18 protein-coding genes and 1 pseudogene are annotated in these 24,404 nt (G+C 62.5%); 6 read left to right on the top strand and 13 right to left on the bottom strand.

The window, feature by feature from the left end; genetic code table 11:
• Window positions 1-22: 22 nt before the first annotated feature.
• From AC13GI_RS06555 to AC13GI_RS06545, 3 genes are all read right to left on the bottom strand, one after another.
• Window positions 23-4,366: an AAA domain-containing protein gene (locus AC13GI_RS06555; RefSeq protein WP_482995848.1), complete on the bottom strand. Its 4,344-nt coding sequence runs from the start codon at window positions 4,364-4,366 to the stop codon at window positions 23-25.
• 36 nt (window positions 4,367-4,402) lie between these two features.
• Complete coding sequence (locus AC13GI_RS06550) at window positions 4,403-4,846, bottom strand: hypothetical protein (RefSeq protein ID WP_482995847.1); 444 nt, start codon at window positions 4,844-4,846, stop codon at window positions 4,403-4,405.
• A gap of 108 nt (window positions 4,847-4,954) precedes the next feature.
• Window positions 4,955-6,460, bottom strand: coding sequence for a YifB family Mg chelatase-like AAA ATPase (locus AC13GI_RS06545; RefSeq protein ID WP_482995846.1), 1,506 nt, complete (start codon window positions 6,458-6,460; stop codon window positions 4,955-4,957).
• A 328-nt stretch (window positions 6,461-6,788) separates the two neighbouring features.
• Between AC13GI_RS06545 and AC13GI_RS06540 the strand changes: the two genes are divergently transcribed.
• On the top strand, window positions 6,789-7,517 hold the full coding sequence (locus AC13GI_RS06540) for a carbon-nitrogen hydrolase family protein (RefSeq protein ID WP_482995845.1): 729 nt from the start codon (window positions 6,789-6,791) through the stop codon (window positions 7,515-7,517).
• Between the two features lie 172 nt (window positions 7,518-7,689).
• Here AC13GI_RS06540 and AC13GI_RS06535 read toward each other — a convergent pair whose 3' ends face one another.
• The 6 genes and pseudogenes from AC13GI_RS06535 to ubiK (AC13GI_RS06510) form a co-directional block, all read right to left on the bottom strand.
• Window positions 7,690-8,352 (bottom strand): imm11 family protein, encoded by a 663-nt coding sequence (locus AC13GI_RS06535; protein ID WP_482995844.1) that lies wholly within the window; start codon window positions 8,350-8,352, stop codon window positions 7,690-7,692.
• Window positions 8,352-8,891: a cold-shock protein gene (locus AC13GI_RS06530; RefSeq protein WP_482995843.1), complete on the bottom strand. Its 540-nt coding sequence runs from the start codon at window positions 8,889-8,891 to the stop codon at window positions 8,352-8,354. The genes AC13GI_RS06535 and AC13GI_RS06530 overlap by 1 nt, the downstream gene beginning before the upstream one ends.
• 4 nt (window positions 8,892-8,895) lie before the next feature.
• Window positions 8,896-9,252: a hypothetical protein gene (locus AC13GI_RS06525; RefSeq protein WP_482995842.1), complete on the bottom strand. Its 357-nt coding sequence runs from the start codon at window positions 9,250-9,252 to the stop codon at window positions 8,896-8,898.
• 601 nt (window positions 9,253-9,853) lie between these two features.
• Entirely contained in the window at window positions 9,854-11,734 is a 1,881-nt protein-coding gene (locus AC13GI_RS06520) for a DUF4209 domain-containing protein (protein WP_482995841.1), read from the bottom strand.
• A gap of 276 nt (window positions 11,735-12,010) precedes the next feature.
• The gene (gene arr, locus AC13GI_RS06515; protein WP_482995840.1) at window positions 12,011-12,445 is read right to left on the bottom strand and encodes an NAD(+)--rifampin ADP-ribosyltransferase; all 435 of its coding nucleotides are present in this window, start codon (window positions 12,443-12,445) and stop codon (window positions 12,011-12,013) included.
• Between the two features lie 126 nt (window positions 12,446-12,571).
• A pseudogene (gene ubiK, locus AC13GI_RS06510) lies at window positions 12,572-12,821 on the bottom strand (ubiquinone biosynthesis accessory factor UbiK).
• 157 nt (window positions 12,822-12,978) lie between these two features.
• On the opposite strand from ubiK (AC13GI_RS06510), the gene AC13GI_RS06505 reads away from it, so the two are divergent.
• The 3 genes from AC13GI_RS06505 to AC13GI_RS06495 are packed head-to-tail and all read left to right on the top strand — an operon-like array spanning window position 12,979 to window position 19,699.
• A complete protein-coding gene (locus AC13GI_RS06505) occupies window positions 12,979-15,417 on the top strand; it encodes an RHS repeat protein (protein WP_108724212.1) in 2,439 nt (812 codons plus the stop codon).
• Window positions 15,417-19,262, top strand: coding sequence for an RHS repeat domain-containing protein (locus tag AC13GI_RS06500; RefSeq protein WP_482995839.1), 3,846 nt, complete (start codon window positions 15,417-15,419; stop codon window positions 19,260-19,262). Before AC13GI_RS06505 ends, AC13GI_RS06500 begins: the two co-directional genes overlap by 1 nt.
• Window positions 19,259-19,699, top strand: a complete 441-nt coding sequence (locus AC13GI_RS06495) for a hypothetical protein (protein ID WP_133119598.1) — start codon at window positions 19,259-19,261, stop codon at window positions 19,697-19,699. Before AC13GI_RS06500 ends, AC13GI_RS06495 begins: the two co-directional genes overlap by 4 nt.
• A gap of 245 nt (window positions 19,700-19,944) precedes the next feature.
• Here the strand turns inward: AC13GI_RS06495 and arr (AC13GI_RS06490) are convergent, their stop codons facing one another.
• Window positions 19,945-20,379, bottom strand: coding sequence for an NAD(+)--rifampin ADP-ribosyltransferase (gene arr, locus AC13GI_RS06490; RefSeq protein ID WP_099819732.1), 435 nt, complete (start codon window positions 20,377-20,379; stop codon window positions 19,945-19,947).
• 126 nt (window positions 20,380-20,505) lie between these two features.
• Complete coding sequence (ubiK, locus tag AC13GI_RS06485) at window positions 20,506-20,757, bottom strand: ubiquinone biosynthesis accessory factor UbiK (RefSeq protein WP_089237467.1); 252 nt, start codon at window positions 20,755-20,757, stop codon at window positions 20,506-20,508.
• A 158-nt stretch (window positions 20,758-20,915) separates the two neighbouring features.
• On the opposite strand from ubiK (AC13GI_RS06485), the gene AC13GI_RS06480 reads away from it, so the two are divergent.
• On the top strand, window positions 20,916-21,254 hold the full coding sequence (locus AC13GI_RS06480) for a P-II family nitrogen regulator (RefSeq protein WP_032977217.1): 339 nt from the start codon (window positions 20,916-20,918) through the stop codon (window positions 21,252-21,254).
• 96 nt (window positions 21,255-21,350) lie between these two features.
• Here the strand turns inward: AC13GI_RS06480 and AC13GI_RS06475 are convergent, their stop codons facing one another.
• Window positions 21,351-22,010 (bottom strand): RIO1 family regulatory kinase/ATPase domain-containing protein, encoded by a 660-nt coding sequence (locus AC13GI_RS06475; RefSeq protein WP_164280352.1) that lies wholly within the window; start codon window positions 22,008-22,010, stop codon window positions 21,351-21,353.
• Between the two features lie 441 nt (window positions 22,011-22,451).
• On the opposite strand from AC13GI_RS06475, the gene AC13GI_RS06470 reads away from it, so the two are divergent.
• Entirely contained in the window at window positions 22,452-23,357 is a 906-nt protein-coding gene (locus AC13GI_RS06470) for an aspartyl/asparaginyl beta-hydroxylase domain-containing protein (RefSeq protein ID WP_049465655.1), read from the top strand.
• Between the two features lie 132 nt (window positions 23,358-23,489).
• On the opposite strand, the gene speE is transcribed toward AC13GI_RS06470, so the two are convergent.
• Complete coding sequence (speE, locus tag AC13GI_RS06465) at window positions 23,490-24,344, bottom strand: polyamine aminopropyltransferase (protein WP_032977218.1); 855 nt, start codon at window positions 24,342-24,344, stop codon at window positions 23,490-23,492.
• Between the last annotated feature and the right edge of the window lie 60 nt (window positions 24,345-24,404).

Below are 24,404 nucleotides of genomic sequence, written 5' to 3'. Positions count from 1 at the left end.
ACCACGCGCGACACCGCCTCCGTCAGCTGACTTTGCAGGGCATGCAGATCCGTCCCACCCCACCAGCACCGGCGCGCAGGTCAGGGTCGAAGAATTCCTCCTGGCTGCGGATCTGCCCGCAGCGGCTGCAGACCTTCTTTTCCTTCGACTCCAGCCCCTGCACCTGCTCGATCACCTGATCGACCGCAGCCGAGCGGATCTCCGTACCGGCCACTTCAATCAGGCGATAGAGCCGGTCGGACAGCGTCTGCACCGGGTCGCTGCCGAGGTTGAAGCGGTTGATGCGCAGGAAGCGATAGCCGTAGCTCTCCAGCGTCAGCTGGCGCTCAACGTCGGCCTCGACCAGATAGCGCTCGTGGTTGCCCACATGCACCGGCTTGTCGCGGCGGAAATGGAACTCGAAGCCGTCGTACTCGATCACGATCTGCAGCGCGCCGCGCACGGTCTGCACGGTCACCAGGAAATCCACGCGCCACGCCGGATGCTGGTAGGTAGGGTCAAGCTGGCGCAGGTAGTCGCCCACCGGGAACTGCGGAATGATCTCGACCGCATCGCCATGTTCCAACACGAAGGGCGTCTGCTGCAGCCACTGCAGCACCTTCGATTCCATCGGGCTGCGCGCATCGGTCTGCGCGGCGTCGGGCGCGGGGCGTTCCAGCTGGCTGGCGTAGTAACGCAGCGCATTGCCGATTGCGCCGCGGAACGCATCGACCGGCATCGAATGGACGAACCAGATCGCCTCCTGCGCACGGGAGAAGCCGACATTCAGGCGCTGCACCTTCAGTTTGTCCTCCACCGCATCCACCGCGCCGGTCAGGCTGACCGGGAAGATGTAGTTCAAGGCATCCTGGCCGGCGGTCGCCACCATCGAATAGAAGATCAGCCCGCGTTCCTCACCCTGGCAGGAGTCGACCGTCATCACCTTCAGCCGCAGCCGCTCTTCGAACTCGCGGCCGCGCGGATGGTTGAACAACGCCTTGGACAACAGCGTCTGCTGCTCGCGGAACGGCGTGATGATGCCCACCGTGGGCGGCGCCTCCGTATCCAGCAGCTCGACCAGGCGCTCGGCAATGAACGCCGCTTCCGCGTCGTTGGTGCTGCGGCTGGTGCGGTACCCGCTGGCATCGACCTGGCTGAAGCGGATCACCTCCTGCAGCGGCCGGCTGCGGATCTTCAATGCCTGCAGCTGGTGGTTGTAGAAGGTGGAGGACGAGAACCCGATCAGTTCCGCATAGCTGCGGAAGTGCTTGCGCAGCATCACCGAATACGAGGCCGAGAGCGAGCAGAACTCCAGCACCGAGCGCTTCACATCGAACATGGCCAGGCGTTCCAGTACATCGGCCTGCTGGCTGACGTTGGCGCGGAAGTAGTTGACCAGGTCCGAGCGGTACTTGTCGTTCAGCGCGATGCTGGCGTTGGCCGCCTTGACGTTGGAGAACTGCTTGGAGTCACCCAGCACCACCACCTTGCGCGCACGCAGCAGCGCCGGCAGCGCCTGCGCCACTGACACCTGCGAGCCTTCGTCGATCACCAGTACGTCGAACAGGTCCGGCGCCAGCGGCATGTACTCGCCGAACTCGCGGATGCTGGCGATCATCACCGGGAACGACTCGCGCACGCTCTCGAACTTGTCCACCGGGAATTTCTGCCGGTTGGCGATCACGCCTGCCAGCGCGCGGGCGTCGGCACGGTGATGGTCCATGAAGCTGATCAGGCGCCCATCCACGTGGGCATTCATCACCGAGGTGTTCAGGCGTTCCAGCTTGGTCTTGGTGCCGACATAGTCGTACTGCGGCGCGTCGACGAAGGCCTTGCGCGTGGCCATCCAGCCCTGCAGGAAGCGCAGGGTCAGCGCCCACAGTGCGGGGTCGTCCTTCGGCTCGGCCAGCAGGGTCTCGACGATGGCCGGATTGAGCCGCGCCAGCAGGGTCATTGCCTGCCGTGCAACCGCCGCACCCGGTCCCGGCGCGGCGCCGTGGGCGATCTGCCGGTAGCTGGCCGGCAGCTGTGCGCCCAGGCCTTCGGCCTCCAGCTTCATGCGCAACGCGTTTGCGCCCTGCACGATGGCCTGCAGCGCCGCTGCATCGTGCTTGAGCAGCAGCGGCCGGGTGGTGCCCAGCTGGTTGAGCTGCAGCTCCAGCCCGCGCACGGCATTGCCGCGCAGCAGATAGCCCAGCACCGGCATTTTCAGCTGCTGGTACTGCAGCAGCAGCGTGCCCAGCAGCCGTACCTGGTCGGCATCCAACGACTCGAACAGGTCCCAGCCGTCGACCGGTCGGTCGGCAAGGAAGGCCGTTGTCACCGCATCGCGACGGATGCGCTCGTCCAGCGATGCAGGGGTGTAGTCGGTGCTGCCGAACAGATCGGCAAGATAGGCTTCAAGCACGTCGGCCTGGGCAGTCACCGCTTCCAGCTCGGCCAGCACGTTGGCATCCATCACCGCGTGCACCTGCTGCAACACCGCAGGCGCGCGTTCGCCCAGTTCCGCCTCCTGCTCGTGCATGGCCTTCACGGCGGCAAGCGAGACACCCCCCAGCGTCTGCACGGTGCTGGAGATGGCCTGCCGCAGCGTCTGCGCCGTGTCCTGGCGCTCGCTCTCAAGTGCAGGCTGGTTGGCCTTCATGGCCTTGGCGAAGGCCGAAATCTGGCTGATCGTGCCGGTGGAAGTCAGGCGCTTGAAGTTGGCTGCCTGCTGGCCCAGCCGCAGGATCGGGTTGGGGAAATCGCGATCATGGCGAACCCGGCTCATCGCATCGGACAGCTTGTCGTACACCACGTCCAGCGCTTCGGTCTTGTCCGACAGCACCAGGCAGCTCTTCTTGTTGAACGCACAGTCGGCGGCGATGGCAGTGATGGTGTGCGACTTGCCGGTGCCGGGCGGGCCTTCAACCACCACGATCCGCCCCTGCGGCTCGCGCACGGCCAGCAGGATCTTGCGCTGTTCCTCGTTCAACGGGATGGGCGAATCGAACACCATGCGCTCGACCAGCGGCAGCGCATCCCAGGCCGATTCCACGCGTTCCCCGATCGGCTCGGGGTTGCGCATCAGTACGCCTTCCACCATGCCGTGGAACAGATCCACCAGCTTCGACCCACCATTGCGGGCCTGGTCGATGATCTCTTCGAAATCATTCAGCAGCGCTTCGTCGGCGCGCTCGAACGCAGCCAGATGCAGGGCAGGCGACAGCGCCACGGTGGCGGTGGACGCCTCGCTGGCAGACGAGGACAGCGAGACCTCGCCGCCCAGATCCACCGCGTTGGCCACCTGCCGGAACAGCGATGCCGCCACTTCAAACAGGCTTTGTGCCGGGTCGAGGTACTGGATGCGCTCCTGGATCGGCGACACCCACTCGCGGGCCATGCCCACGGCCAGCTCCTGCAGCACGAAGTCGATCGCGCGGCGGTTGGCGAACAAGCGGTTGCTGAGCGTCAGCGTATAGCCAGACCCATCCTTGGCCCGCACCACGTCCAGCGGCAGATAGAACACCGGGTACTGCACGCCCGCGTACTTCAGCGTGCCCACGTAGAGATACAGCTGCAGGCCATCGCCGGTGGCGACATAGGTTTCCAGGTCGCGGAATTCATGGAAGGCGTCAGCCGCCACGAAGTTCTCGAAGAACGCCATCAGCGCGCTGATCGTGCCGTCGCGGGTCAGCTGGTGCTCGCAGGCCAGCTGCAGCGGCAGCTCGTCGCCAGTGGCCAGCAAGCGCGCCAGCACTTCCGGCAGCGTCTGGTACAGATCGACAACGGAACGGGTGACCAGGTCCGATTCCGCCGCGTGCAGCGAATCCATCACCCAGTACGCCTGGCCCTGCAGCGGGCCGGCCAGATGCGCGATCAGCGGCCGCACCACCTGCACGCACATCGCATCCACCAGGATGCCCTGCACCGATTCCACCCAGGCTTCCGGGTCTTCCAGTGCACCGGCCACGCTGGCACGTGCCTTGTCCAGCACGGCTACGCGCACCGTGGCGATGGCGGTCTCGGTGATGGCGTTGACCTGCTCTTCGACGATGCGGCGCAGCGTCGCGCTGATCGGCCGGGTATAGCTGCGCGGGCCGATGGTGAACGACAGCTCCTCGCCGGAGGGCCGGCTGAGCAGCTTCCACAGCTCCTTGTCCAACGCCGGGTAGGGCGCGGTGCGCATGCCCGCGCGGAAGCCGGAATCGCTGGTGAGCACGATGCGGCGCCGCGGGGCCTGCGCGCGCTTGAAATCGGACTCGAGGAAATCGCGGAAGTACTGCGAGATCCGCACCGCGATTTCGCGCATCTTCGTTTCACCCAGTGGCCCGCCGCCGGTTGCCGCAGGTGTCAGCGGGGTGGATGCATCGGAGGTCGGCAGGTGCGGCGGCTGGGGAGTGCTCATGAATGGCTGGGCGGGCACCTGGCGAGGCAGGCACCGCTAGGGACTGGGCCCTGCATGGTCGCACGCGTCGCCCGTGGCGGGGAGGGGGACAGCGCCCTCCTGCACCGACGGCAGGATCATGTGCGCCGTCAGCGATCGCCAGAACAGCGACTCGTCGTAGGCATCAAAATCCGTTCTGACCAGAATCGGCGACGGCAGGCCCTGCCCGCGCAGGCGCAGGCGGATGCTGGCGACTTCTTCGCTCAGCCCCATGCCGAACAGCACCAGCTGCACCTTCGCATCGCGCAGCACGAACGACTCCTGCAGGCGCGTGCCGAGGCCAGCCGCCAGGAACGTTCCCACCAGGTCGTAGTTGCGCCACTCCAGCACCGACAGGCCGCTGTCCACGCTGTAGATCGATTCCATGCGGATGAGGCCGCGCCGTCCTATCGTCCGTGATATCCGCTGACGGGCGGCTTCCTGCCCGCCCATGATGAGCATCCTGAGCAAACCGCGTCTCCTTGTGTATGGGCTCGCGGAAATGGTCAGGGCGCAGGTGGCATGGCAGATATCAGATGAATCTGATTCCTTCGGGCATGCGGTGACGTGCTATGTGCCTGGCTTGCCCCGATCCAACTGCCGATACCCAATGGCTTCGGCCAGGTGCGCGGTCTGGATGCTCTGGCTTTCGGCAAGGTCGGCAATCGTGCGTGCTACGCGCAGAATGCGATGCATCGCCCGCGCTGAAAGCTGCAGTCGCTCGATGGCGTGTTCCAGCAGGTCCTGGTCGGCTTCGCCCAAGCGCGTGCAGGCACGCAAGGCGGCAGGCGGCAGGTGCGCGTTGAGGCCGCCACGCGCTTGTTGCCGCGCATGCGCCGCTTCCACCCGCGAGCGCACGCTGGCGCTGGGCTCACCCAACGGTGTGCTCTCACGCAGCTCCACCGCATCCATGCGGCTCACGTTGATGTGCAGGTCAATGCGGTCCAGCAACGGGCCCGAGACCCGCGCGCGGTAGCGGGTGATGCGCTCGTCGCTGCACAGGCAGCGGTTGCTGCGGTCGCCGGCCCAGCCGCAGGGGCAGGGGTTCATCGCCGCCACCAGTTGAAAACGCGCGGGATAGACCACGCTGCGCGCCGCGCGGGAGATGCGGATGTGGCCTGATTCCAGCGGCTCGCGCAGAGTTTCCAGCGCGCTGCGGTTCCACTCCGGCAGTTCATCCAGGAAAAGCACGCCGTGATGGGCCAGCGAAATCTCGCCGGGGCAGGGCGGATTACCGCCACCCACCAACGCCGCCGCGCTCGCACTGTGGTGCGGCGCCCGGAACGGCCGCTGCCGCCAGCGCTTCGGGTCCAGTCCTTCGCCGCTGACCGAGGTAATGGCCGCGAGCTGCAGGGCATCGATCTCTTCGCTATCCGGCAACAGGCTGGGCAGGCGCGAGGCGAGCAGGGTCTTGCCGCAGCCGGGGCTGCCGATCAGCAACAGATGATGGCCACCGGCCGCCGCCACTTCCAGCGCCCGGCGTGCGAGCGCCTGCCCGCGCACGTCGGCCAGATCCGGAAGTGGCAACGGCGTGGTGTCCACGCGTTCCACCTGCGGCAGCAGGCGCGGATTGCCCAGCCCGGCGCAGCATTCCAGCAGGGTACGCGCCACGCGCACATCGGCGTGCTGGGCCAGCGCGGCTTCGGCAGCGTTACCCGGCGGCACGATCAGGATGCGCCCGGCTTCGGCGGCGGCGATGGCGGCGGGCAGCGCGCCGGATACCGGGCGCAGCTCGCCAGTCAGGCCCAGCTCGCCGAGGAACTCGTACTGCAGCAAGGACTGCGGATCGACCTGACCACTGGCAGCGAGGATGCCCAAGGCAATAGCCAGATCGTAGCGTCCGCCTTCCTTGGGTAGGTCGGCCGGGGCGAGGTTCAACGTGATGCGCCGCTGCGGAAAATCGAAGCGCGCGCACAGCAGGGCCGCCCGTACGCGCTCGCGTGACTCACGCACGCTGGTCTCGGCCAAGCCGACAATCTGGGTGACCGGCAGGCCACCGGAGAGATGCACTTCGATCCGCACCAGCGGGGCATCGACCCCGGCGCGGGCACGGCTGTGGACCAGCGCCAGGCTCATGTGTGATTTCCTGCGGAGGGGCGCTTGATGGTGCGGCAGCCGCTCTCCAGGGTGTATCGGGGATTGCTGGTGCAGCAGCTAGGGGGATTCCGGCCAGCGGTGGTCCGGGGCTCCGAACAGGCAGCGCTGCTCATCAGGCACGGACCTGCCGAAGCGCCCAGAGCGCGCCTCGATCCACGATGGCCCGGCATGCAATCACGCTGACTACTCCACAGAGCAACCGTCGATTGAATCAATGAAGCCCGTTGGATACACCCAACTGGCGGTTGCATAATCAGCGTACAAAGCCGCTATCACTTCAGCTTTAGCCTGAGTAGAGAGAATGGGAATGAAGATTGTTGCAGCACAGATGCGATCAGCTCCTGGCGACGTCGATGGCAATATCGAACGGCACGTTCACTTCATTGATCTGGCCGCCTCGTGTGGCGGTGCGGCGGTCTTCTTTCCGGAGATGTCGCTGACCGGGTACGAGCCGCGGATGGCAGAGCAGCTGGCAATGACGGCAGATGATGCTCGTCTGGAAGTATTCCAGTCTCTGAGTGATCGACATCAGATTTTGATCGCAGTCGGCGGGCCATATCGTGGCAGCGATGGGCCGGAGATCGGCATGTTCGTCTTCCGCTGCGGTCTAGCACCCGCTGTCTACACCAAGCAAATGCTCCATGCCGACGAACTGCCTTACTTCAGGGCAGGAACCACGCCCCTGTCAGTAACCATTGGAAAGGAAATTCTGGTCCCCTCCATCTGTTTCGAATCGCTACAGATGGATAGCGCCTTGCGGGCCAAGGAGGCGGGAGCAACGGTCTACATCGCCAGCGTTGCAAAAAACATGGCTGGTATGGCACGTGCCCATCGCCATTACGCAACAGTCGCGCGGGAGCTTGGGATGATCGTAATGGTAGCCAACGGCGTGGGCCATGCCGATGGATTTGAGATGACAGGGGAGTCTGCCGCCTGGGACAACAGTGGTGGGCTGGGATGCAGCGCCGGAAATGGAGACGAGGCATTGCTGGTGTATGACTTGGCGAAACAAAGCGGTAGCACCGTGGCGCTCTAAGCAATGAGCATCGCGGGAGAACGGGCCAACGCCTGGGAGACTTGACTGGCAAGTGACTTCAATAGCTGGCTTTGCTCGAACGGAATCTGTTCGATCAGATGGTGTCCCTAAAAAACCGGTGTGTCGGCCATGCGCACCACCTCATTCAAGAATCCGTTTGAAAGAGCTCGTCTTAAATATCGGCTACATCGCGCAGCCGTACGCCGGAGAAGTTGGCTGCACTCAATGCATCAAACATCGGGCGGTCGCAGATGGGCGGCGCTCCCATGCGATCCTGGCGGAAGATATGGGCATCTCCCACAACATCCTGCTTGAATACCAGGCTCGCTCCGCCGACGAGGCTGTAAAGCTTCTCGTCCTCGCCGGTCTGATAATTGTGGTCGAGCTTGATCCTCACGCGGGAAGCGGCTTCATCCAGGGCATCAAGCCTGCGCAGCACATTGCCCAGGTAGTACCGAGGGCCGGGGTTGCCGTCAGCAAGGCTGAAGTCGCAGGCCACAAATGCAAACGCCTCGGCGTCCAACTGCTCAAACAGCTGCTTCAACGGCTCCGACACAATCCATATGCCAGCGAGCTCTTCCAGATCGCGCGGCAATCCGCCCTTTTCCGGCACATGAACCAGATGGGGGCGCTCCGGATACTGGTCTGGCGTTCCGTCAGGACGCGAGACGACATTCATCCCCGGGTCGATCAGCTTCTCTTCGTTAGCGATCTCTATGCCGGGAACCTTGCCATTGCCCAGGAGGCCGGCGTCGATCAGGAAGAATTCGCCCTTGTGAGATGCGGCTTCGGCTGAAACTTCAATGGGGGGCGATTCGGTCACGGGGGCTTCCATCATGGATTCAGTAGTCCGAGGAATGGACGAAGAGACCAGAGGGAATTCTGCCACCCGCGGCCCGGGCCCTCAAACAGACACCGCTGCTGATCAGGCACCGCCCCGCCGAAGCGCCCGAACCGCGCCTCAAGCCACGATGGCCCAGCACTTTCCACCAACAGCTGCCCCTGGCTCTGGTGGAGATCCAACCAGCGTTCGAAACTGATGCGAAGGCGTTCGATATCCGGCGCCCGCCACCAGGCATCGGCGGGCATCCGGATCAGCACGCGTGAGGGGGCGTTCTCCACGTCCATCACCAGCACGCCTTTGCACCGGATCTCGAAGGACGTCGCCCCGGCATAGCGCGTGTGCAGTTCAAAGCCCTCATCCGCTTTCGCGGTAACGAAGCCGAGTGCATCACTGTGCAGTAGCCGGTAATCGGCCGGGCGCAGCTTCTGGTAGGCCCACACCTGCTCGCCTGCCGGTTCGGGCCAGCCTGCCCACATCGCGCCGATCAGCACGATGCACGCCGCCGCCGCGGCAGAACCGTACTTCTTCATGCGCTCAGTCCTGTGGCCGTACCCGTTCGTGGATGAAGGCGGTAAGTGCGATATCGGCCATCACCAGCCCCTCCATCACCCGGTCGCCCACGTACTGGTCGGGCTCTCCGTTCTGACGCGTGCGCTCGGCTGCCAGCAGGAGTTCCTGCACGATGCGCTGGCCCGTCAGCGCGCAGTCGGCGTCGGACAACTGCATCTGCCGGCTGCGCAGGTGATGGCGCTCGGGCCATGGCTGACCGTCGGCCGCAGCGCCGGCGCCAATGGCGTGCAGGATGGCGATAAGGCTGTTGGGGTCCAGGGCAGGGGCGGGCGAGGGCGCCTCCTGGATGGGGCGCGGGTGAGGGGAGTGCGGCGTGGTCATGGCAGGCTCCGTGCAAGCAGGCAGAAGCCGCCACCGATAGAGGTGGCGGACGATGCGTGGCTCGAAAACCGGTGTGTGATGATCGCCGGCGGGCGCAAGGCCCCCACGCACCGCCCGCCATAGCCGGCAGACGGATTGCCAGCCGGCACCACACGGGGTGGTGCCGGCTGGCAAGCGCAAACTTCATCACAACAACGGGTTTTCGAGTCCCGACCACCGATGCACGGTGGCGCAGTAACGATTACCTGCTGTTGTGAGAAATGCCAAGGGGTTGAGGTCAATGCCGCCAAAGCCCGAGACGTTTTTGGCATTGTCGCATGGGTGGAAGTGCTGCAAGAGCCGTTGGGGGACAAAGCCTTTGGTACCTATGTGGTTTTGTCGACCAGTTCGTCCGACGGGGGATTTGGGACATGGCAAATGCGACATCGCTTGTTTAGCGATATTGCTGGGCCCGCCCATGCGGCCGGACCGGAAGGTACCGCCAACTCACGCGCGTGCCGAGCGGGGCGACGCGATGTCCGCTTCTGGCCGGAAGCGGACATCGGGCCCTGATCGACCGCAGGGAAGGATGTCAATGTCGGCTACCGACCCGAAGCGGACGTTACGGGGCTGCGCCTCTGGCCTCGATAGCCGCTTCATCGTGACTGTTGACTGCACTTCGCCGCTTTTCCTCTATTCGCGCGTGCATCCATTCATGGCCCCAGGGAACGAACAAGACCATACGAAGCAAAACCCACCACAAGTTGTACAACCCGGCGTTGTGAAGAGCATCGTCGCTAAGCAATCCATGGGTGTAGAGATTGCGCAGGTTGAAGCCAGATTTCTCAGTGAGGATCGCACGCAGCTGGAGAACGAAATCCTTGCCAAGAACCTCGTCGGCAGGGGCGCTTTCCAGAAGCTGGTTGAGGGACATCTCCTCTTCAGTGCCGTCGCCGCGGTCGACTAGGGTGTTCTTTCTTTCACGCCTGAAGATGTTGCGCACGATCGCCTCGGCCTGCGGAATCAGGTAAGCGGCAACCTCTAACCAATCATGGTTGAATCCTGCTGTCAGGCCGCGTGCGATCGAGTCTTCATGGCCATCGGGAACGCTCGGGGACTGATGCAGGTAGAGCAAGAGGCTGTTTAGGGACGGCTCGAACTTCTCGTTGAAGATGTCGATGGCCTCGAAGATGCCAGGCATTGCGACCGTGGCGTCGATTTCTCGAACCTGCTCGATCATCTTCTGAAAGACGTGGTCCTCATTCGTTCGGTCGAAGGATTCCCGCCTGGAGACAGGAATCCCATTCTCGTTGTAGCTGATTCGGACAAAGAAGTCGGCGAGCGGGTGACGAGCATTGTTGTCGAGCACAGACTGCCGGACATTGTCGTACGCGGCGCCATGCCCAATCCCATAGGCCAACTGCATTAGTCCTTCGTGGTCGGTGGGGCCGATTACAGTCGCGCGCACGTGCTCGATCAATTCCCCGAAATCCATCGGGAACTCGTGAAGGTGCATCTCTTCCAGGATCGTCCTGCGGACGTCAGCGAGCTCTTCCTGCAGGTCCCGGATTCTGGCGCGGTCTCCGCCGTACTGGCGAAGCTTGGCTATTCCTTCGGCCAGCCAGTCCGCCTTCAGCATCGCCTGGGCCGGTAGCCGCGCCCGTTCAACCAAAACCTCGGCGGCCGCCTGCTGACACCTCCGTGCCGCAGAATCGTCTCGATTCCTTTCCCAGAACCTAGCGGCGATCTCATAACAGGTCTGCGCGTTGTCGGGGTGATAGCCGTCACCTTGCGCGGCAAGGCGGGCTGCGTGATCCTCAAAAGCTGGGGCGAGTTTCAGCCCTAGTGCTCGGTTTCGCCCCCGAACAAGTTCCGAAAGTGGGAAAAAGACACCCGGCCAGCCCTGCGCGAGCGAGTGGTGGATAGCAGCTTCGATCACGCTCCAGTAACTGTTGTGCAGATCCACGTCGCGCTTTGCATACGTGGAAGTAAGCTCAAGACCGCGTTGCATTTCTTCGCGTGAGGCAACAGCGTTCTCGCCGCACATGACCTGCTCGCAATGATCGAGGTAGGCTCTGGCTGCGATCTGTCCGTACTGCCACATCTTCATCCCGAGGCCTTGCCCCGCGACGCATGCGACATCGGCAAGCCTGGCCTTGAGCCAAGGATCTTCGACGGTTTCCGATAGCACCTGGAGGCAGGCGACGTCGTTGGCATCGTAGTCTTCGATCAACGTGCTTACTCTGTCGCCTATTCGGAAAAGCGGGTGGAACAGGTTGCTAGCGGTGCCGGCGCTCAGTCGCATCGAGACGGTCGATGCAAGCAGGCGAACAATCGCCGCTTCAGTGGCACGGCCTTGCGCATCCAGTTCCTGGGTAACGCGGAGCAGATGCGTATAGTGCTGCGACGCGCCTGTCGGCCAATCGCCTAATCCGTCTACGTGACGCACCCAATCGGCCGTTCGCACGGCGTCCTGGGTTAGCGTTTGTCCAAGAATGCCCATGCTATGGAATCCGGTAGGTCATGCGGATTAGCGTATGCGCGTCAGCCTCCTTCTGCAAAGCCCTTCTTCGAACGCGGATGATGAGCTATGGATTAAGGCCGTGTTGGCGACTAGATCCTGGAACATCAAAGAACGGAACTAAGCTCGGTTCTTGCGCACTAACTTAGGGTCGATAGCGGTCGGACACGTTGATGTCCGCTTCTGGCCGAGAGCGGACATCCTCCGAGAATTGCTGCGTTGCTCGTCCGTCAGCCAAAGCAGGAGCCTTCCCCTCCATCAATTGATGATCTCCCCACTCCCCGAAGCAACAAACGCCCTCAACTGCCGAACGAACTCCGCGTCGTAGGCTTCCCACTCCGTAATCTCCCCAACAACCCGCAACGGCTCCGCACTCCGATACGACCGCGTCGGGTTCCCAGGAAACTTCTTGTTGGTGACATTCGGATCGTCTTCAAATGGGCCGGTCGGCTCCACCACATACACGCGCGGTCGCCCCTTACCCTTGGCCATCTCCGCAGCCAACCCCGCGCCCTTGGCAATCGTGGTGAAGTAGATGTGGTTCATCACCACGCTGTCGCGATAGTTGGAGCGGAATCCCGCGCTCAGCAGTTCGCCCACCGCGAGGTCAGCCCGGGTGCCGTGATAAAACGGCCCGGCAACCTGGTCGCAGGTGTCATGCGAAACGGGTGTCCATTCGGTGTCCTGTGCCATCGGCACTACCCCTACCTGTTCTGCCGGATCGACAGGCCGGCGAGTCTAGGGCGCCGGACGGGCCTTGCGGCAAGGCCCCATCAGGGAAATACTCTGTAAGTGGGAGGCGCGGTGCGCCTCCTTTTTTCATTCTGCCTTGCTGCGGCCTTCCAGCTCGCGCACCGCCGTTTCCAGCGCATCCAGCTTCTCGCGGGTCTTCAACAACACCGCACGCTGCACTTCAAACTCTTCGCGCGTCACCACGTCCAGCTTGGCCAGCCCCGCCTGCAGCGCTCTTGAAGGTGGCCTGCAGTTCCTCGCGCGATTCGCGCAGGCCCGGCGGCACCAGGTCGCTGAGGCGACGGGCGAGGTCATCGATTTGGTTCAGGTCGATCATGGGGGGGCTCCGTGAGGTAACAGCCGGTTCGGTCTTCAGCCCGCCAAGTTAAACCGATCGCGAAACCCTGTGACGGCATCTTGAGACCGTTCGGTCGCACTTTTCGAGCACAAACGTAGGGGCTGGTCGGGCCCGTTAAGAAAAAGCCTACAGGGCAATGCGGGTTTTTCTGACGAGTGTGAGAGCGGGTGACCGTGCAAAATCGGCAGCGCTGTATGAACGGATTGTTCATTCTCGCCAGGGGGACATCATGGGATGCAATGGGTGGCGGCTCGCTCCAGTGTTGCTGTGCTTCGCTGCAACGTCGGCTTCGGCGCAGGAATTCGTGGAGGCCGAGTCCGAATACGCCAATCGCGTTGGCAAGGCCCAGCAGCTTGGGAAGCTTGATGCAGGTGCCTTCGGCGAGAGCATTTCTCTGTTCAACGGGCAGTTGAGCTTTTCGGTCACAGACATCGCCATCCCGGGCAACGCTGGACCGCCTGTGGCGCTGAGCCGCAAGCGCAGCATCAGTGAGCGCTATTTGTATCAGGACAGCAAGCCTGGCGACCTTGCCGGCTTCTACGATTGGGATGTCGACGTTCCACACTTGGAGGGTGTTTTCAGCGCCCGCGGATGGGTGGTCGGGCCCGACAACGATGCGAGCCGCTTCCAGCGCTGCACACAGCAGAAGCGGCCCTACATTGGCGATGGCGGCATTTCCTACTACCCGGAAACCGTGTTCTGGAATGGCTACGGTCTGAATCTGCCCGGCCAAGGGAGCGCGCAGATGCTGGTTGCATCAGCCGGCGTCCCGATGCCCACTGACGCGCAGAGCTATCCATGGGTGACAGCCGGCAATGTGCGCGTCCGGTGCTTGCCGCAGACCGAGAACGGAGTGCCTGGCGAGGCGTTCCTGGCGGTCACGCCGGATGGGACGAAGTACTACCTCAACTGGGTCGTGACGCGCGAAATGACCCGGATGAATTACAAGGATAATCCACTGGCACCCACCCGGTCGCTGTCACGAACCCATGTCTTCTTCATGGCTACGCGCGTGGAGGATCGTTTCGGCAACTGGGTCAATTATGGATACAACGGCGACAAGCTGACGTCCATCACCAGCAGTGACGGACGTGCCATCACCCTTGGCTACTCCGGCGACCGCATTACAAGTGCCTCGGCCCACGGTCGAACATGGACCTACCAGTACCGTGAACCCGGCGTACTTGGCTCGCGTATCGATGGTGGACTGGCGGCCGTGGTGCTTCCCGACGGTACGCGGTGGACCTACACCGCGAGCGGCACGCTGCGCCCCCCCAATTTTGGACCTACGCCGGAGGGCTCCGAGTGCGATCCTCGTATGGGAACCGTCTACGGCCCCTACAGCTATGCGGTTGGTCATCCGGCGGGTGCGGTGTCTACCTACTCACTGGCCTATCGCTACTTCTACCGCGCTACCGACATCAGCCCGTGCTCGTCGCCTGAGCAGACGCCCTATATCGGTGTCTGGAACCTGCAGCAGCGGACCATCAGTGGGCCGGGCCTGCCATCAATGACAACCACCTACGGCTTCCAGGATGGCTTTTCAGCCGAGGGTCGCTGGACGACGGTGACCGAGCCTGACGGAAGCGTCACCAGCTATCTGTTCGGCGTGCGGCCGCGCGTCGATGAAGGCAAGGTGCTGGAGACCCGAACCGCCAATGCTGCGGGTGTGACGCTTCAAGGCGTGAAATACCAGTATCTGAGCAAGGAAGAGGCTGCTGGGCAGTTCATTCCTCTGGTGGGGCAATCGCTGAGCATCATGACCCCAACCGAAGGACTCATCGAGCCGCAGAAGCAGGTCGTCACCACGCGCGAGGCCACGGCATATACCGAGCGGGTGGATCTATTCGACCTCTTTGCGAGGCCGGTCCAGACCTACAGTGGAAGTGACCTGGGCGTGGCCAAAGACAGGGTTGTACTTCATGACGATCTCGCAAGCTGGACCTTGGGCCAGAAAGAACGCGTGGAAGATGTCGAGACCGGTGTGGAGCAACAGCGCACCGAGTTCAATGCACAGTCCCTCCCGCAGTCCACATGGGTGTTCGGCAAGCTGAGGCAAACGCTGGCCTATGACCCGTTGGGGAACATCACGCAGGTGGTTGATGGCAACGGCAACGCAACGCAACTGCAGGATTACAAGCGGGGCACGCCTCGGCGCATCCTGTACGCCGATGGCACCAGCATCTCCGCCACGGTGGACGACAACGGTTGGCTGTTGAGCAGAACCGACGAAACCGCGGCGACCACTTCCTACGGCTACGACGCGGTCGGCCGCTTGGCGCTCATCCGGTATCCCGGCGGCGACAACGTGGCGTGGAATGATTCGATCATCAACTACCTGCGGACCACAGGGTCTGAACGGGGGCTGGCAGCGGGGCACTGGCGTCGCACGGAATCAATCGGCAATGCACGGCGCATAACGTGGCACGACGCATTGATGCGTCCTGTACTTACCGAGGAGTACGACACGGCCAATCGCGGTTCAACGCTGCGGCAGGTCATCACATCCTATGACCACGCCGGCAGGACGATCTTCCAGTCCTATCCCGGTCGATATCGCGTGGAGGGGCCCTGATGCGAATTCCGACGATGATGGAATCGGGCATTCAGTCGCGCTGGTTTGGCGCATTGCTGCTGATGATCATGGCGCTTGCGCTTAGTCCAGCAGTGCACGCCCAGGCTTGGGTCAGGCTGACCGGCCCGGCGCAGACCGTCTATACAGCTCCAGCAACTGTGACCATGACGGTTGAGTTCGGGAGTACCAATGCGGGTCCCAAGTCCGAGTACATCGACAACGTCCGGCTGACGCAGAACGGCGCGCTGGTTACCAATTTCGCGTATGGCGCGTACACGGTGCATGGTCTGCCGCCAGGAACGTATCAGTACATGCTGACGGCGCAGGGCATCCGCAACCTCAACGGAGAGGAGATTGTCAGGTCGCTGCAGAGTGGGCCTGTAGTCATTACTGTCAATGCCCCTCCGGAACCTGTTAACTCGGCCGAGATGGTGTCTGCCTCTCTGTCAACAAATCGCGTGGTGGCCGGCCAGCCGTTCGTGGCGACGGTCACGATGAGGAATACAGGGGAAACTACATGGACGCCGGAAGGCGGATATGCACTCAGCATGCCCAACGACAATCCGGCGTACTGGCAGTCCTCAAGCCTATCCGTCCCAGGAACAGTGCCGCCGGGAGCAACAGCGACCTTCAACATCACTCTAGTTCCCAGCACGGGCGCGGCCAATGGAGGCTGGTATGGCGTGGCATTCCAGATGCACAGGAATGGGAACTGGTTTGGGCTTGCTTCAGGCCAGATCGGCTTCTTTATTTGGCAACCGGTCAACGGCGCTGAGTACCACAGTCAATTCGTAGCCAATGAAATGAAGACTGCGGGAAGTCAATCCGCCGTAGTAAGCATGAAGAACACCGGCGACACCACGTGGTATCCGGGTAGCCACTGGTTGGGGGCCCAGAACCCTACCGATTCAACACTTTGGGGCAGCGCGCGCATTGCGCTCCCTCGTGCGGTAGCGCCTGGGGAAACAGTTGATATTCCAGTGCCGATGCAAGCGCCTACAGCGCCGGGGATCTATAACTTCCAGCGGCAGATGTGGGCTGATGGGAAGGGCTGGTTTGGGCCCGCCACGCCGAATGTGGCGGTGAGCGTAACGGCACCTGTGAACAACGCGCGAACCGAAGAGGGGGGCGGTTTCCCGATCGGTATGGAGACAGGTAGCACGATGCAGATGCGGCTGCGCTTCCGCAACACAGGCGAGACGACGTGGAGCAGCGGAGCGGGATACGCACTGGCGACCGAGAATCCTGCCGACAATACCGTGTGGAGCGCCGCGCGTATTCCCCTGCCCTATGATGTGCCGCCCAATGGCATTGTCGAATTTCTATTTACGATCACCGCACCTTCGGTCGCCGGGCAGTACCCGTTGCAGTGGCGGATGAACCAGGAAGGGGTAGGTCGATTTGGGGATGCTACAGCCAATACCAACACCCGCGTAACGCTGCCGCCATTGAAGGGTACTTGGACCGAGTACGATGCATTGGGACGCCCCACATCGGTTTCCCAGGATACCGAGTCCGGAGTGGCAACGAGCGTCATCACCTACGAGGCGGGCAATCGACGCACCACGGTGGATCCGCGAGGCTATACCACCCGCGTGCAGTACGTTGCGTTCGGTACACCGGCGCAGTCTGATGCAATTGCCATCAGCGCGCCCGAAGGGGAATTTACCGATATTCCACGGGATCGCTATGGGCGGCCGGCGGCGATCGTACGTCGCAATGCAGACGGCAGCGTGCGCTTGCAACGCACGCTTGTGTACGGCGCTGGCGGGGAACTGTGCAAGGCCATAGAGCCAGAGTCTGGGGCTACGGTCATCGCCCAGGATGGCGCTGGCAACACTCTCTGGACTGCCAGTGGTTTGAACCTTCCGGATGCCGCCAACTGTGATCTGGCGGCGGCCCAAGGATCCGGGCGACGTATTGATCGGGCGTACGATGCGCGTAACAGGATTTCGACGCTGACGTTCCCCGATGGGAATGGAAACCAGACTTGGAGTTACGCCGCAGATGGGCTTCCAACTCAGATAGTCACGCTCAACGACGGTGGGGCGAACCAGACTACCAATGCGTACAGCTACAACAAGCGAAGGCTGATGACGGGCGAATCCACATCACAGCCCGGCTGGTTCACTTGGGGGCTCGGCTATTCTTACGACGCCAACGCATCGCGTTCCGGCATCCAGTACCCGAGTGGTATGTTCATTGCATTGGATCCGAATGCTCTGGGCCAGCCAAGCCGCGTCGGCAGTTACGTGAATGGCGCTGAGTATCATGCAAATGGCAGCATTCGCATGTTCACATATGGCAACGGCATTCAGTTCGAGCAGGTGCTCAACACCCGGCAGCTTCCCTCCCGCATCGCTGCATCGCCCAATGTGATCGGCCTGAATTACAGCTACGATGCGGTTGGCAACCTGAACTCGATTCTCGACACAATAGATTCCGGTCGCAACCGGCAGATGGCCTATGATGGTCTCGGTCGCCTTACGCAGGCGGCTTCGGCCGCCTTTGGCGGCGATGGCACTGTCCGCTATGCCTATGACGTATTGGACAACATCAAGAGCGCCAGACTGCTGGGCCGCAAGGATCATTTCTATGCCTATGATGGTGCCAACCGGCTGACCAACGTGATGTCGAGCGACGGCGCGACTACGATGGGACTGGCATATGACGCACAGGGAAATCTCTCGATGCGGAATGGGCAGGCCTTCGTGTTCGACATGGGAAATCGACTGCGTTCAGCCCCAGGACCGGAAAACTACCGTTATGACGGTCATGGGCGTCGTGTTCTGGCATGGTTGCAGGGCAGCGGATCGATCCTTTCCATGTATGACAGCCAAGGTAAGATTCGTAGGCAGCAAAGCGAGCGCGATGGGAAAATTCGGGAGTATCTTTACTTAGGTGCGATGCTTGTTGCTACTTTGGAATCAGGGCCGGAAGGAATAACGCTTCTGAAGTACTCGCATCCGGATTTGTTGGGTTCACCTGTCGCAGTTACTGACGCTTCGGGCAGTGTGGTCGAGCGCAGTTTTTATGATCCATATGGCGAGCTTCTGAATCGGCCACTGAATGACGGGATCGGCTACGCGGGGCATGTCAGCGACAGTCAGAACAGCCTCTCCTATATGCAGCAGCGCTACTACGATCCACAGGTGGGCAGGTTCCTGTCTGTGGATCCAGTAACCGCCTACGGAGGTCCGCTTGGAGCATTCAATCGATACTGGTATGCGGATGACAATCCGTATCGATTCAGGGACCCTGACGGAAGACTTTCCCGTGGCTCTGGTTTTTCAGACAGGGAATGGAAAGGATTTGACAAAGCGCAGCAGAGTGCCGCCAAGAGCCTTGAGAAGGCGGCGGATAGAATTACAGGCGCGCTGTCGAGTGGGAAGGGTCTGAAAAGCCTTACTCGAGCATTTGAGCGCAACTTTGGCGAAGGTTCCGGTACAGTCGAGAACATGACAAAAGTTGCGTCTGACATGTCGAGCATGGCAGCTGCGCTCCGGGATACCGGGGCGGGCGCGATTCCTGCCAACGGAATGACGACCGCTCAAATTGATGCCAAGTACGGAGGTAATAATGCCGGAACATTGGCTGCTGTCCCCACGAGTGGTTCGGCACAAGTAATCGTGAATACAAGTCATGCCGAGTTCAGGAGCCAATCGACTCTTGCTTGGGCGGCCGGGCATGAGACCGCGCATGCTGTGTTTGGATACAAAGACACGCTGTTCAATGGTGAGAAGGGATACAAGTTTGGCTCGCCGGCGGAGAGGGATAGCTTTGAGCAGTTCCCCAGTTCACAGCGACTGATCAATCCAGATCATCTAATGGACTTTGCCCGATGAAGAATTTATTTGGATTTTCCCTTGTGGTTTTTCTGGCAGGAGGCTTGTGCTCCTGCTCGCATGGAATCATCCGCCCTGCCGCGGAAAATTATAGGGTGGATGTTGTCGATAGGGCCGAAGAGCGCCGCTTTGATGTTTCACTCGTCTCGAATGACGACCGCGCGTTGTGCGTCTCAAAGGAGAGCTGGCCGGACGCCACAGGTGGCTTTTCTGTAGCCAGAGATGACACGTTTGTGCTGGCGGGAGGAGATCGGCTGCAGGCCCGTAGTGGGCTGATGAGCGCCTATTGCCCAGGGGGCTGTGGGGAGCACCGCGTTGAACCGCACGGTGCATTGAGAGGATTCATTTCCTATGAAGCATTTGCAGGCTCCAAGGTGCTTGCAGGCGAAGGACGAAAGGAACTCCATTTTTCAGTTTCGCCATACTACTGTCGCTGATGATCTCGTGCACGAGAACCGCCGCGACTGGGCCTGCGATTGCGAGAGGGTTCTTGCCTCTAAGCGTCGCTTATATGGTGAGCGGAAGCGCATCTGCTTGTGATGTTCAACGCTCGGTTGCGTGCAGCGCCCACTGCCTTTCGTGCAGGCATTTGGAAGGATTCGGCACGTGCCCGGCTAGGTGTTACCAGCTTAAGTCCCTACGGCAGAGTCCCCCGAAATGCCGCGTCAGCGCCTGCCCCCCATCAATTGATGATCTCCGCGCTCCCCGAAGCAACGAACTCCCTCAACTGCCGAACGAACTCAGCGTCGTAGTGCTCCCACTCCGCAATCTCACCAACAATCCGCAACGGCTCCGCACTCCGATACGACCGCGTCGGATTCCCAGGAAACTTTTTGTTGGTCACATTCGGATCGTCCTCAAACGGCCCGGTTGGCTCCACCACATACACACGCGGCCGCCCCTCACCCCGCGCCATCTCCGCAGCCAACCCAGCGCCCTTGGCAATCGTCGTGAAGTAGACGTGCTTCGTCACCACACTGTCGCGATAGTTGGAGCGGAATCCCGCGCTCAGCAGTTCGCCTACCGCGAGGTCAGCCCGGGTGCCGTGATAGAACGGCCCGGCGACCTGGTCGCAGGTGTCATGCGAAACGGGTGTCCATTCGGTGTCCTGTGCCATCGGCACTACCCCTACCTGTCCTGCCGGATCGACAGGCCGGCGAGTCTAGGGCGCCGGGCGGGCCTTGCGGCAAGGCCCCATCAGGGAAATACTCTGTAAGTGGGAGGCGCGGTGCGCCTCCTTTTTTCATTCTGCCTTGCTGCGTCCTTCCAGCTCGCGCACCGCTGTTTCCAGCGCATCCAGCTTCTCGCGGGTCTTCAACAACACCGCACGCTGCACTTCAAACTCTTCGCGGGTCACCAGGTCCAGCTTGGCCAGCCCCGCCTGCAGCGCGCTCTTGAAGGTGGCCTGCAGTTCCTCGCGCGATTCGCGCAGGCCCGGCGGCACCAGGTCGCTGAGGCGACGGGCCAGGTCATCGATTTGGTTCAGGTCGATCATGGGGTGCTCCGTGGGGTGGTGGGCCTGCGCATCCGGCGCGGCCACAGCTGTTCGGCAGTAAGGATACTGCTGGCCCCGGGCTGCCGGACAGGCGCTGCGGGTTTCGCACCGGCCGCGTTCAGGCGCTATCCTCCACGCCGGAATACAGGAGATAGACGATGAAGATGGTCATGGCGGTGATCAAGCCGTTCAAGCTCGACGACGTGCGCGAAGCGCTGGCCGAGCGCGGGGTTACCGGGATCACGGTGACGGAAGTGAAGGGCTTCGGTCGCCAGAAGGGCCATACCGAGCTGTACCGCGGCGCCGAGTACGTGGTCGACTTCCTGCCGAAGGTGAAGCTGGAAGTGGCGGTGACCGACGATCAGGTGGAGGTGGTGGTGGAAGCCATCGTGAAGGCGGCGGGCACCGGCAAGATCGGCGACGGCAAGGTGTTCGTGTACGACCTGGGCAGCGTGGTGCGTATTCGTACCGGTGAGCTGGACGCGGACGCGTTGTAAGCCGCTTTTGTAGAGCCGGGCCCACGCTCGGCGGGTGCAAAGAGCAGCCGAGCGTGGGCTCGGCTCTACAGAAAGGCGGTCGAGCGAGCTCGACCTCTACCGGCGCTTCGCCCACTTGTAGAACCGCTTCCAGCCCTGCCGCACGGCGGCCACCCAACCCGGGTCGGCCACCATGGCGGCCTGCGCAGCACTCGGCGCCTGGCCGGTCACGCGCTGGCGCATCTTCAGCAGGTTCTTCATGTCGCTGCGGCTCAGCTGCCGGCTCAGCGGGTTGCGGCGCAGCCAGCGCGGTACGCGCCAGGCCGAGGTGAAATCCAGCAGTACCGGCACGCCGGCGCTGACCACCACGTTGGTGCCATGCAGGTCGTTGTGGGTGATGCCGGCGGCGTGCAGGCGGCTCAGCGCGTGCTGCAGCTGCTCGAACACTTCATTGCCCACGGCCTGCGCGGTGCTGAGCGTCTGGCCGGGGATGAATTCCATGCCCAGCGCCAGGCCACCAAGGGTGCCGAGCAGGGCCGGGGCGTGCTTCCAGCCGCCCAGGCGTTCCAGCATGCGCGCCTCGCGGCGCACCATCAGCCGGGCGATCGGCGACACGGGGGTGCCACGGTAGCGGGAGTAGTCCTTCACCACCGCCGGACGACCGTCCAGGCAGGTGCGGTAGACATCGGGGGCGAGGAAGCGTTCACCGCGCTTGAGCAGCAGCGGCGCCACGGCGTCATCGCCGCAGGACGGGGAGGGGGTAATGGAAGGGATCATCTGGGGTCTCGGGCGACCCGGTGGGCGGCGCTGAAGCGTCAAGCGAACCGGTACGACTGGGGGAACTGGCTAAACTTTCGTTAAGTGAATTTTAGTACCGGCGAGTTCGCTATTCCACGATTTGTCGGAGAAATGTCGGCGTCGTGGCTGGAACAGTTCGTCACATACATTCGGACAATTATGTCTCAATTTTTTAAAAGGCATTGAATTTCAACGACTTGCAAGGTCGCCCGTCTCCGCTCACACGGCAGCGCTGCGCGCCGCGCACGCCCGGCTTGACCCCGGCGCACGGCCTGCCGACCATAAGCTGTTACACGCGACATCGACGGCCGCACCCACCCGGCACGTCCCCGTCTCCTGCCGCGTTCCCCCACTGATGCCGGCCCTGCGGCCGCATCGCCCTGTTTCCCTGTCCGGCGTGTGCTGGAGGAAAGTGTTTTGATCATCAAAATCGTGCTTGCGGCGCTGTTCGTGTCCTGCGTGCTGTACATCCACTTCCGTGGCAAGGTCCGTGCGCGCTGGTCGCGCCAGCTGCTGGACCACTCCAGCTTCATGGCCCCGATCAACGTGGTCATGTACATGTTTTCCAAGGTGCCGACCACGCCGTTCCTGGACCCGGGCAAGGAATTCCCGCAGCTGGAGCCGCTGCGGCAGAACTGGCAGATGATCCGCGACGAGGCGCTGGCGCTGCGCGATGCGCAGGCGATTGCTGCCTCCAGCACGTTCAATGATGCCGGCTTCAATTCGTTCTTCCGCCGCGGCTGGAAGCGCTTCTACCTGAAGTGGTACGGCCCCTCGCACCCGTCGGCCAAGGCGATGTGCCCCAAGACCACCGCGCTGCTGGAATCGCTGCCGGACGTGCGTGCGGCGATGTTCGCGCAGCTGCCGTCGGGCAGCGAACTGCGCCCGCACCGCGATCCGTTCGCCGGCTCGCTGCGCCTGCACCTGGGGCTGGCCACGCCCAACAACGATGCCTGCTACATCGAAGTGGACGGCATCAAGAAGAGCTGGCGCGACGGCGAGTGGATGATGTTCGACGAGACCTACATCCACCACGCGCACAACGAGACGCCCGATGACCGGGTGATCCTGTTCTGCGATATCGCCCGCCCGCTGCGCTTCGGCCTGCCGGGCCTGTTCAACCGCCTGGTGGCGTCCACGCTGCTGGCCGGTGGCGCCTCGCCGAACCTGCCGGGTGACCCGACCGGTGGCGTCAACAAGGCCTTCGGCAGTGTCTACAAGGTACGGTTGAAGGCCAAGGCGCTGCGCGAGCGCAGCGTGGTGGCCTACCAGGTGATCAAGTGGGGCCTGGTGGTGGCGGTGATCGCTGGTATCTGGGCGCTGTAAGGGAAAAACAGCCGAGCGTGGGCTCGGCTCTACAGGATTCCACGGGGCATGTTGTAGAGCCGAGCCTATGCTCGGCTTGGTCTACCGCAACCTGTCCGAAGGGCAGCCGAGCGTGGGCTCGGCTCTACAGGATCAGCCCTTCAGCGCCGCCTTCACGAACGGCGGGGTCACCAGTACGCCGGTGTGCAGCGCGGCGGTGTAGTACAGGGTGTCGAAGGTCTTGGCGGCCGAATCGGCCTGGCGGAAGTCGAAGCTGCTGTCGCCCTTGCGCGCCAGGGTCACGCTCCACCAGCCGGTGGGGTAGCACGGCTGCGGGAACGGCAGGGTCTTGAACGAGCCGAAGCCTGCCTTGCCCATCTCGGTGCGCATTTCGTTGATCAGCTCCAGCTGCATCAGCGGCGACTCCGACTGCTGCACCAGGATGCCGTCGTCCTTCAGGGCCTTGAAGCAGCTCTCGTAGAACGCCTTGTTGAACAGGCCTTCACCCGGGCCGACCGGGTCGGTCGAATCGACGATCACCACGTCCACGCTGCCGGCCGGGCAGTTGGCCATGTAGGCCACGCCGTCATCGAACATCAGCTCCGCGCGCGGGTCGTCGTTGGAATCGCACAGTTCCGGGAAGTGCTTGCGCGCCATCACCGTCACCTGCTCGTCGATGTCGCACTGGGTCACGCTCTCCACGCCCTTGTGCTTGAGCACTTCGCGCAGGGTGCCGCAGTCGCCGCCGCCGATGATCACCACGCGCTTGGGCGCGGCGTGGGTGAACAGCACCGGGTGGCTGATCATCTCGTGGTAGAAGAAGTTGTCCTTGCTGGTCAGCATGATGGCCCCATCGATGGTCATCAGGTTGCCCCAGTCGGTGGTCTGGAAGATCTCGATCTTCTGGAACGGCGACTGCACTTCGTCCAGCTTGCCGGTGATGCGGTAGCCGATGGCCGAGCCGGTGCGCTCGAAGTGTTCGATGTACCAGTTGCTGTTGTCAGTCATGGGAAAGCATTCCTGTTCGGAAGGGATGGAGCCGGGCTGAAGGCGGGGTGCCACGCATCC

Source organism: Stenotrophomonas sp. 82F1 (genome assembly GCF_056861525.1).
The sequence above is the reverse complement of the archived record's forward strand: the minus strand, read 5'-3'. Positions and strand labels throughout refer to the sequence as shown.

Bases quoted from the DNA above. Each gene is read 5' to 3' on its own strand.
- AC13GI_RS06555 (WP_482995848.1), bottom strand. From the start codon at position 4,366: ATGAGCACTCCCCAGCCGCCGCACCTGCCGACCTCCGATGCATCCACC.
- AC13GI_RS06550 (WP_482995847.1), bottom strand. From the start codon at position 4,846: ATGCTCATCATGGGCGGGCAGGAAGCCGCCCGTCAGCGGATATCACGG.
- AC13GI_RS06545 (WP_482995846.1), bottom strand. From the start codon at position 6,460: ATGAGCCTGGCGCTGGTCCACAGCCGTGCCCGCGCCGGGGTCGATGCC.
- AC13GI_RS06540 (WP_482995845.1), top strand. From the start codon at position 6,789: ATGAAGATTGTTGCAGCACAGATGCGATCAGCTCCTGGCGACGTCGAT.
- AC13GI_RS06535 (WP_482995844.1), bottom strand. From the start codon at position 8,352: ATGGAAGCCCCCGTGACCGAATCGCCCCCCATTGAAGTTTCAGCCGAA.
- AC13GI_RS06530 (WP_482995843.1), bottom strand. From the start codon at position 8,891: ATGAAGAAGTACGGTTCTGCCGCGGCGGCGGCGTGCATCGTGCTGATC.
- AC13GI_RS06525 (WP_482995842.1), bottom strand. From the start codon at position 9,252: ATGACCACGCCGCACTCCCCTCACCCGCGCCCCATCCAGGAGGCGCCC.
- AC13GI_RS06520 (WP_482995841.1), bottom strand. From the start codon at position 11,734: ATGGGCATTCTTGGACAAACGCTAACCCAGGACGCCGTGCGAACGGCC.
- arr (WP_482995840.1), bottom strand. From the start codon at position 12,445: ATGGCACAGGACACCGAATGGACACCCGTTTCGCATGACACCTGCGAC.
- AC13GI_RS06505 (WP_108724212.1), top strand. From the start codon at position 12,979: ATGCGGGTTTTTCTGACGAGTGTGAGAGCGGGTGACCGTGCAAAATCG.
- AC13GI_RS06500 (WP_482995839.1), top strand. From the start codon at position 15,417: ATGCGAATTCCGACGATGATGGAATCGGGCATTCAGTCGCGCTGGTTT.
- AC13GI_RS06495 (WP_133119598.1), top strand. From the start codon at position 19,259: ATGAAGAATTTATTTGGATTTTCCCTTGTGGTTTTTCTGGCAGGAGGC.
- arr (WP_099819732.1), bottom strand. From the start codon at position 20,379: ATGGCACAGGACACCGAATGGACACCCGTTTCGCATGACACCTGCGAC.
- ubiK (WP_089237467.1), bottom strand. From the start codon at position 20,757: ATGATCGACCTGAACCAAATCGATGACCTGGCCCGTCGCCTCAGCGAC.
- AC13GI_RS06480 (WP_032977217.1), top strand. From the start codon at position 20,916: ATGAAGATGGTCATGGCGGTGATCAAGCCGTTCAAGCTCGACGACGTG.
- AC13GI_RS06475 (WP_164280352.1), bottom strand. From the start codon at position 22,010: ATGATCCCTTCCATTACCCCCTCCCCGTCCTGCGGCGATGACGCCGTG.
- speE (WP_032977218.1), bottom strand. From the start codon at position 24,344: ATGACTGACAACAGCAACTGGTACATCGAACACTTCGAGCGCACCGGC.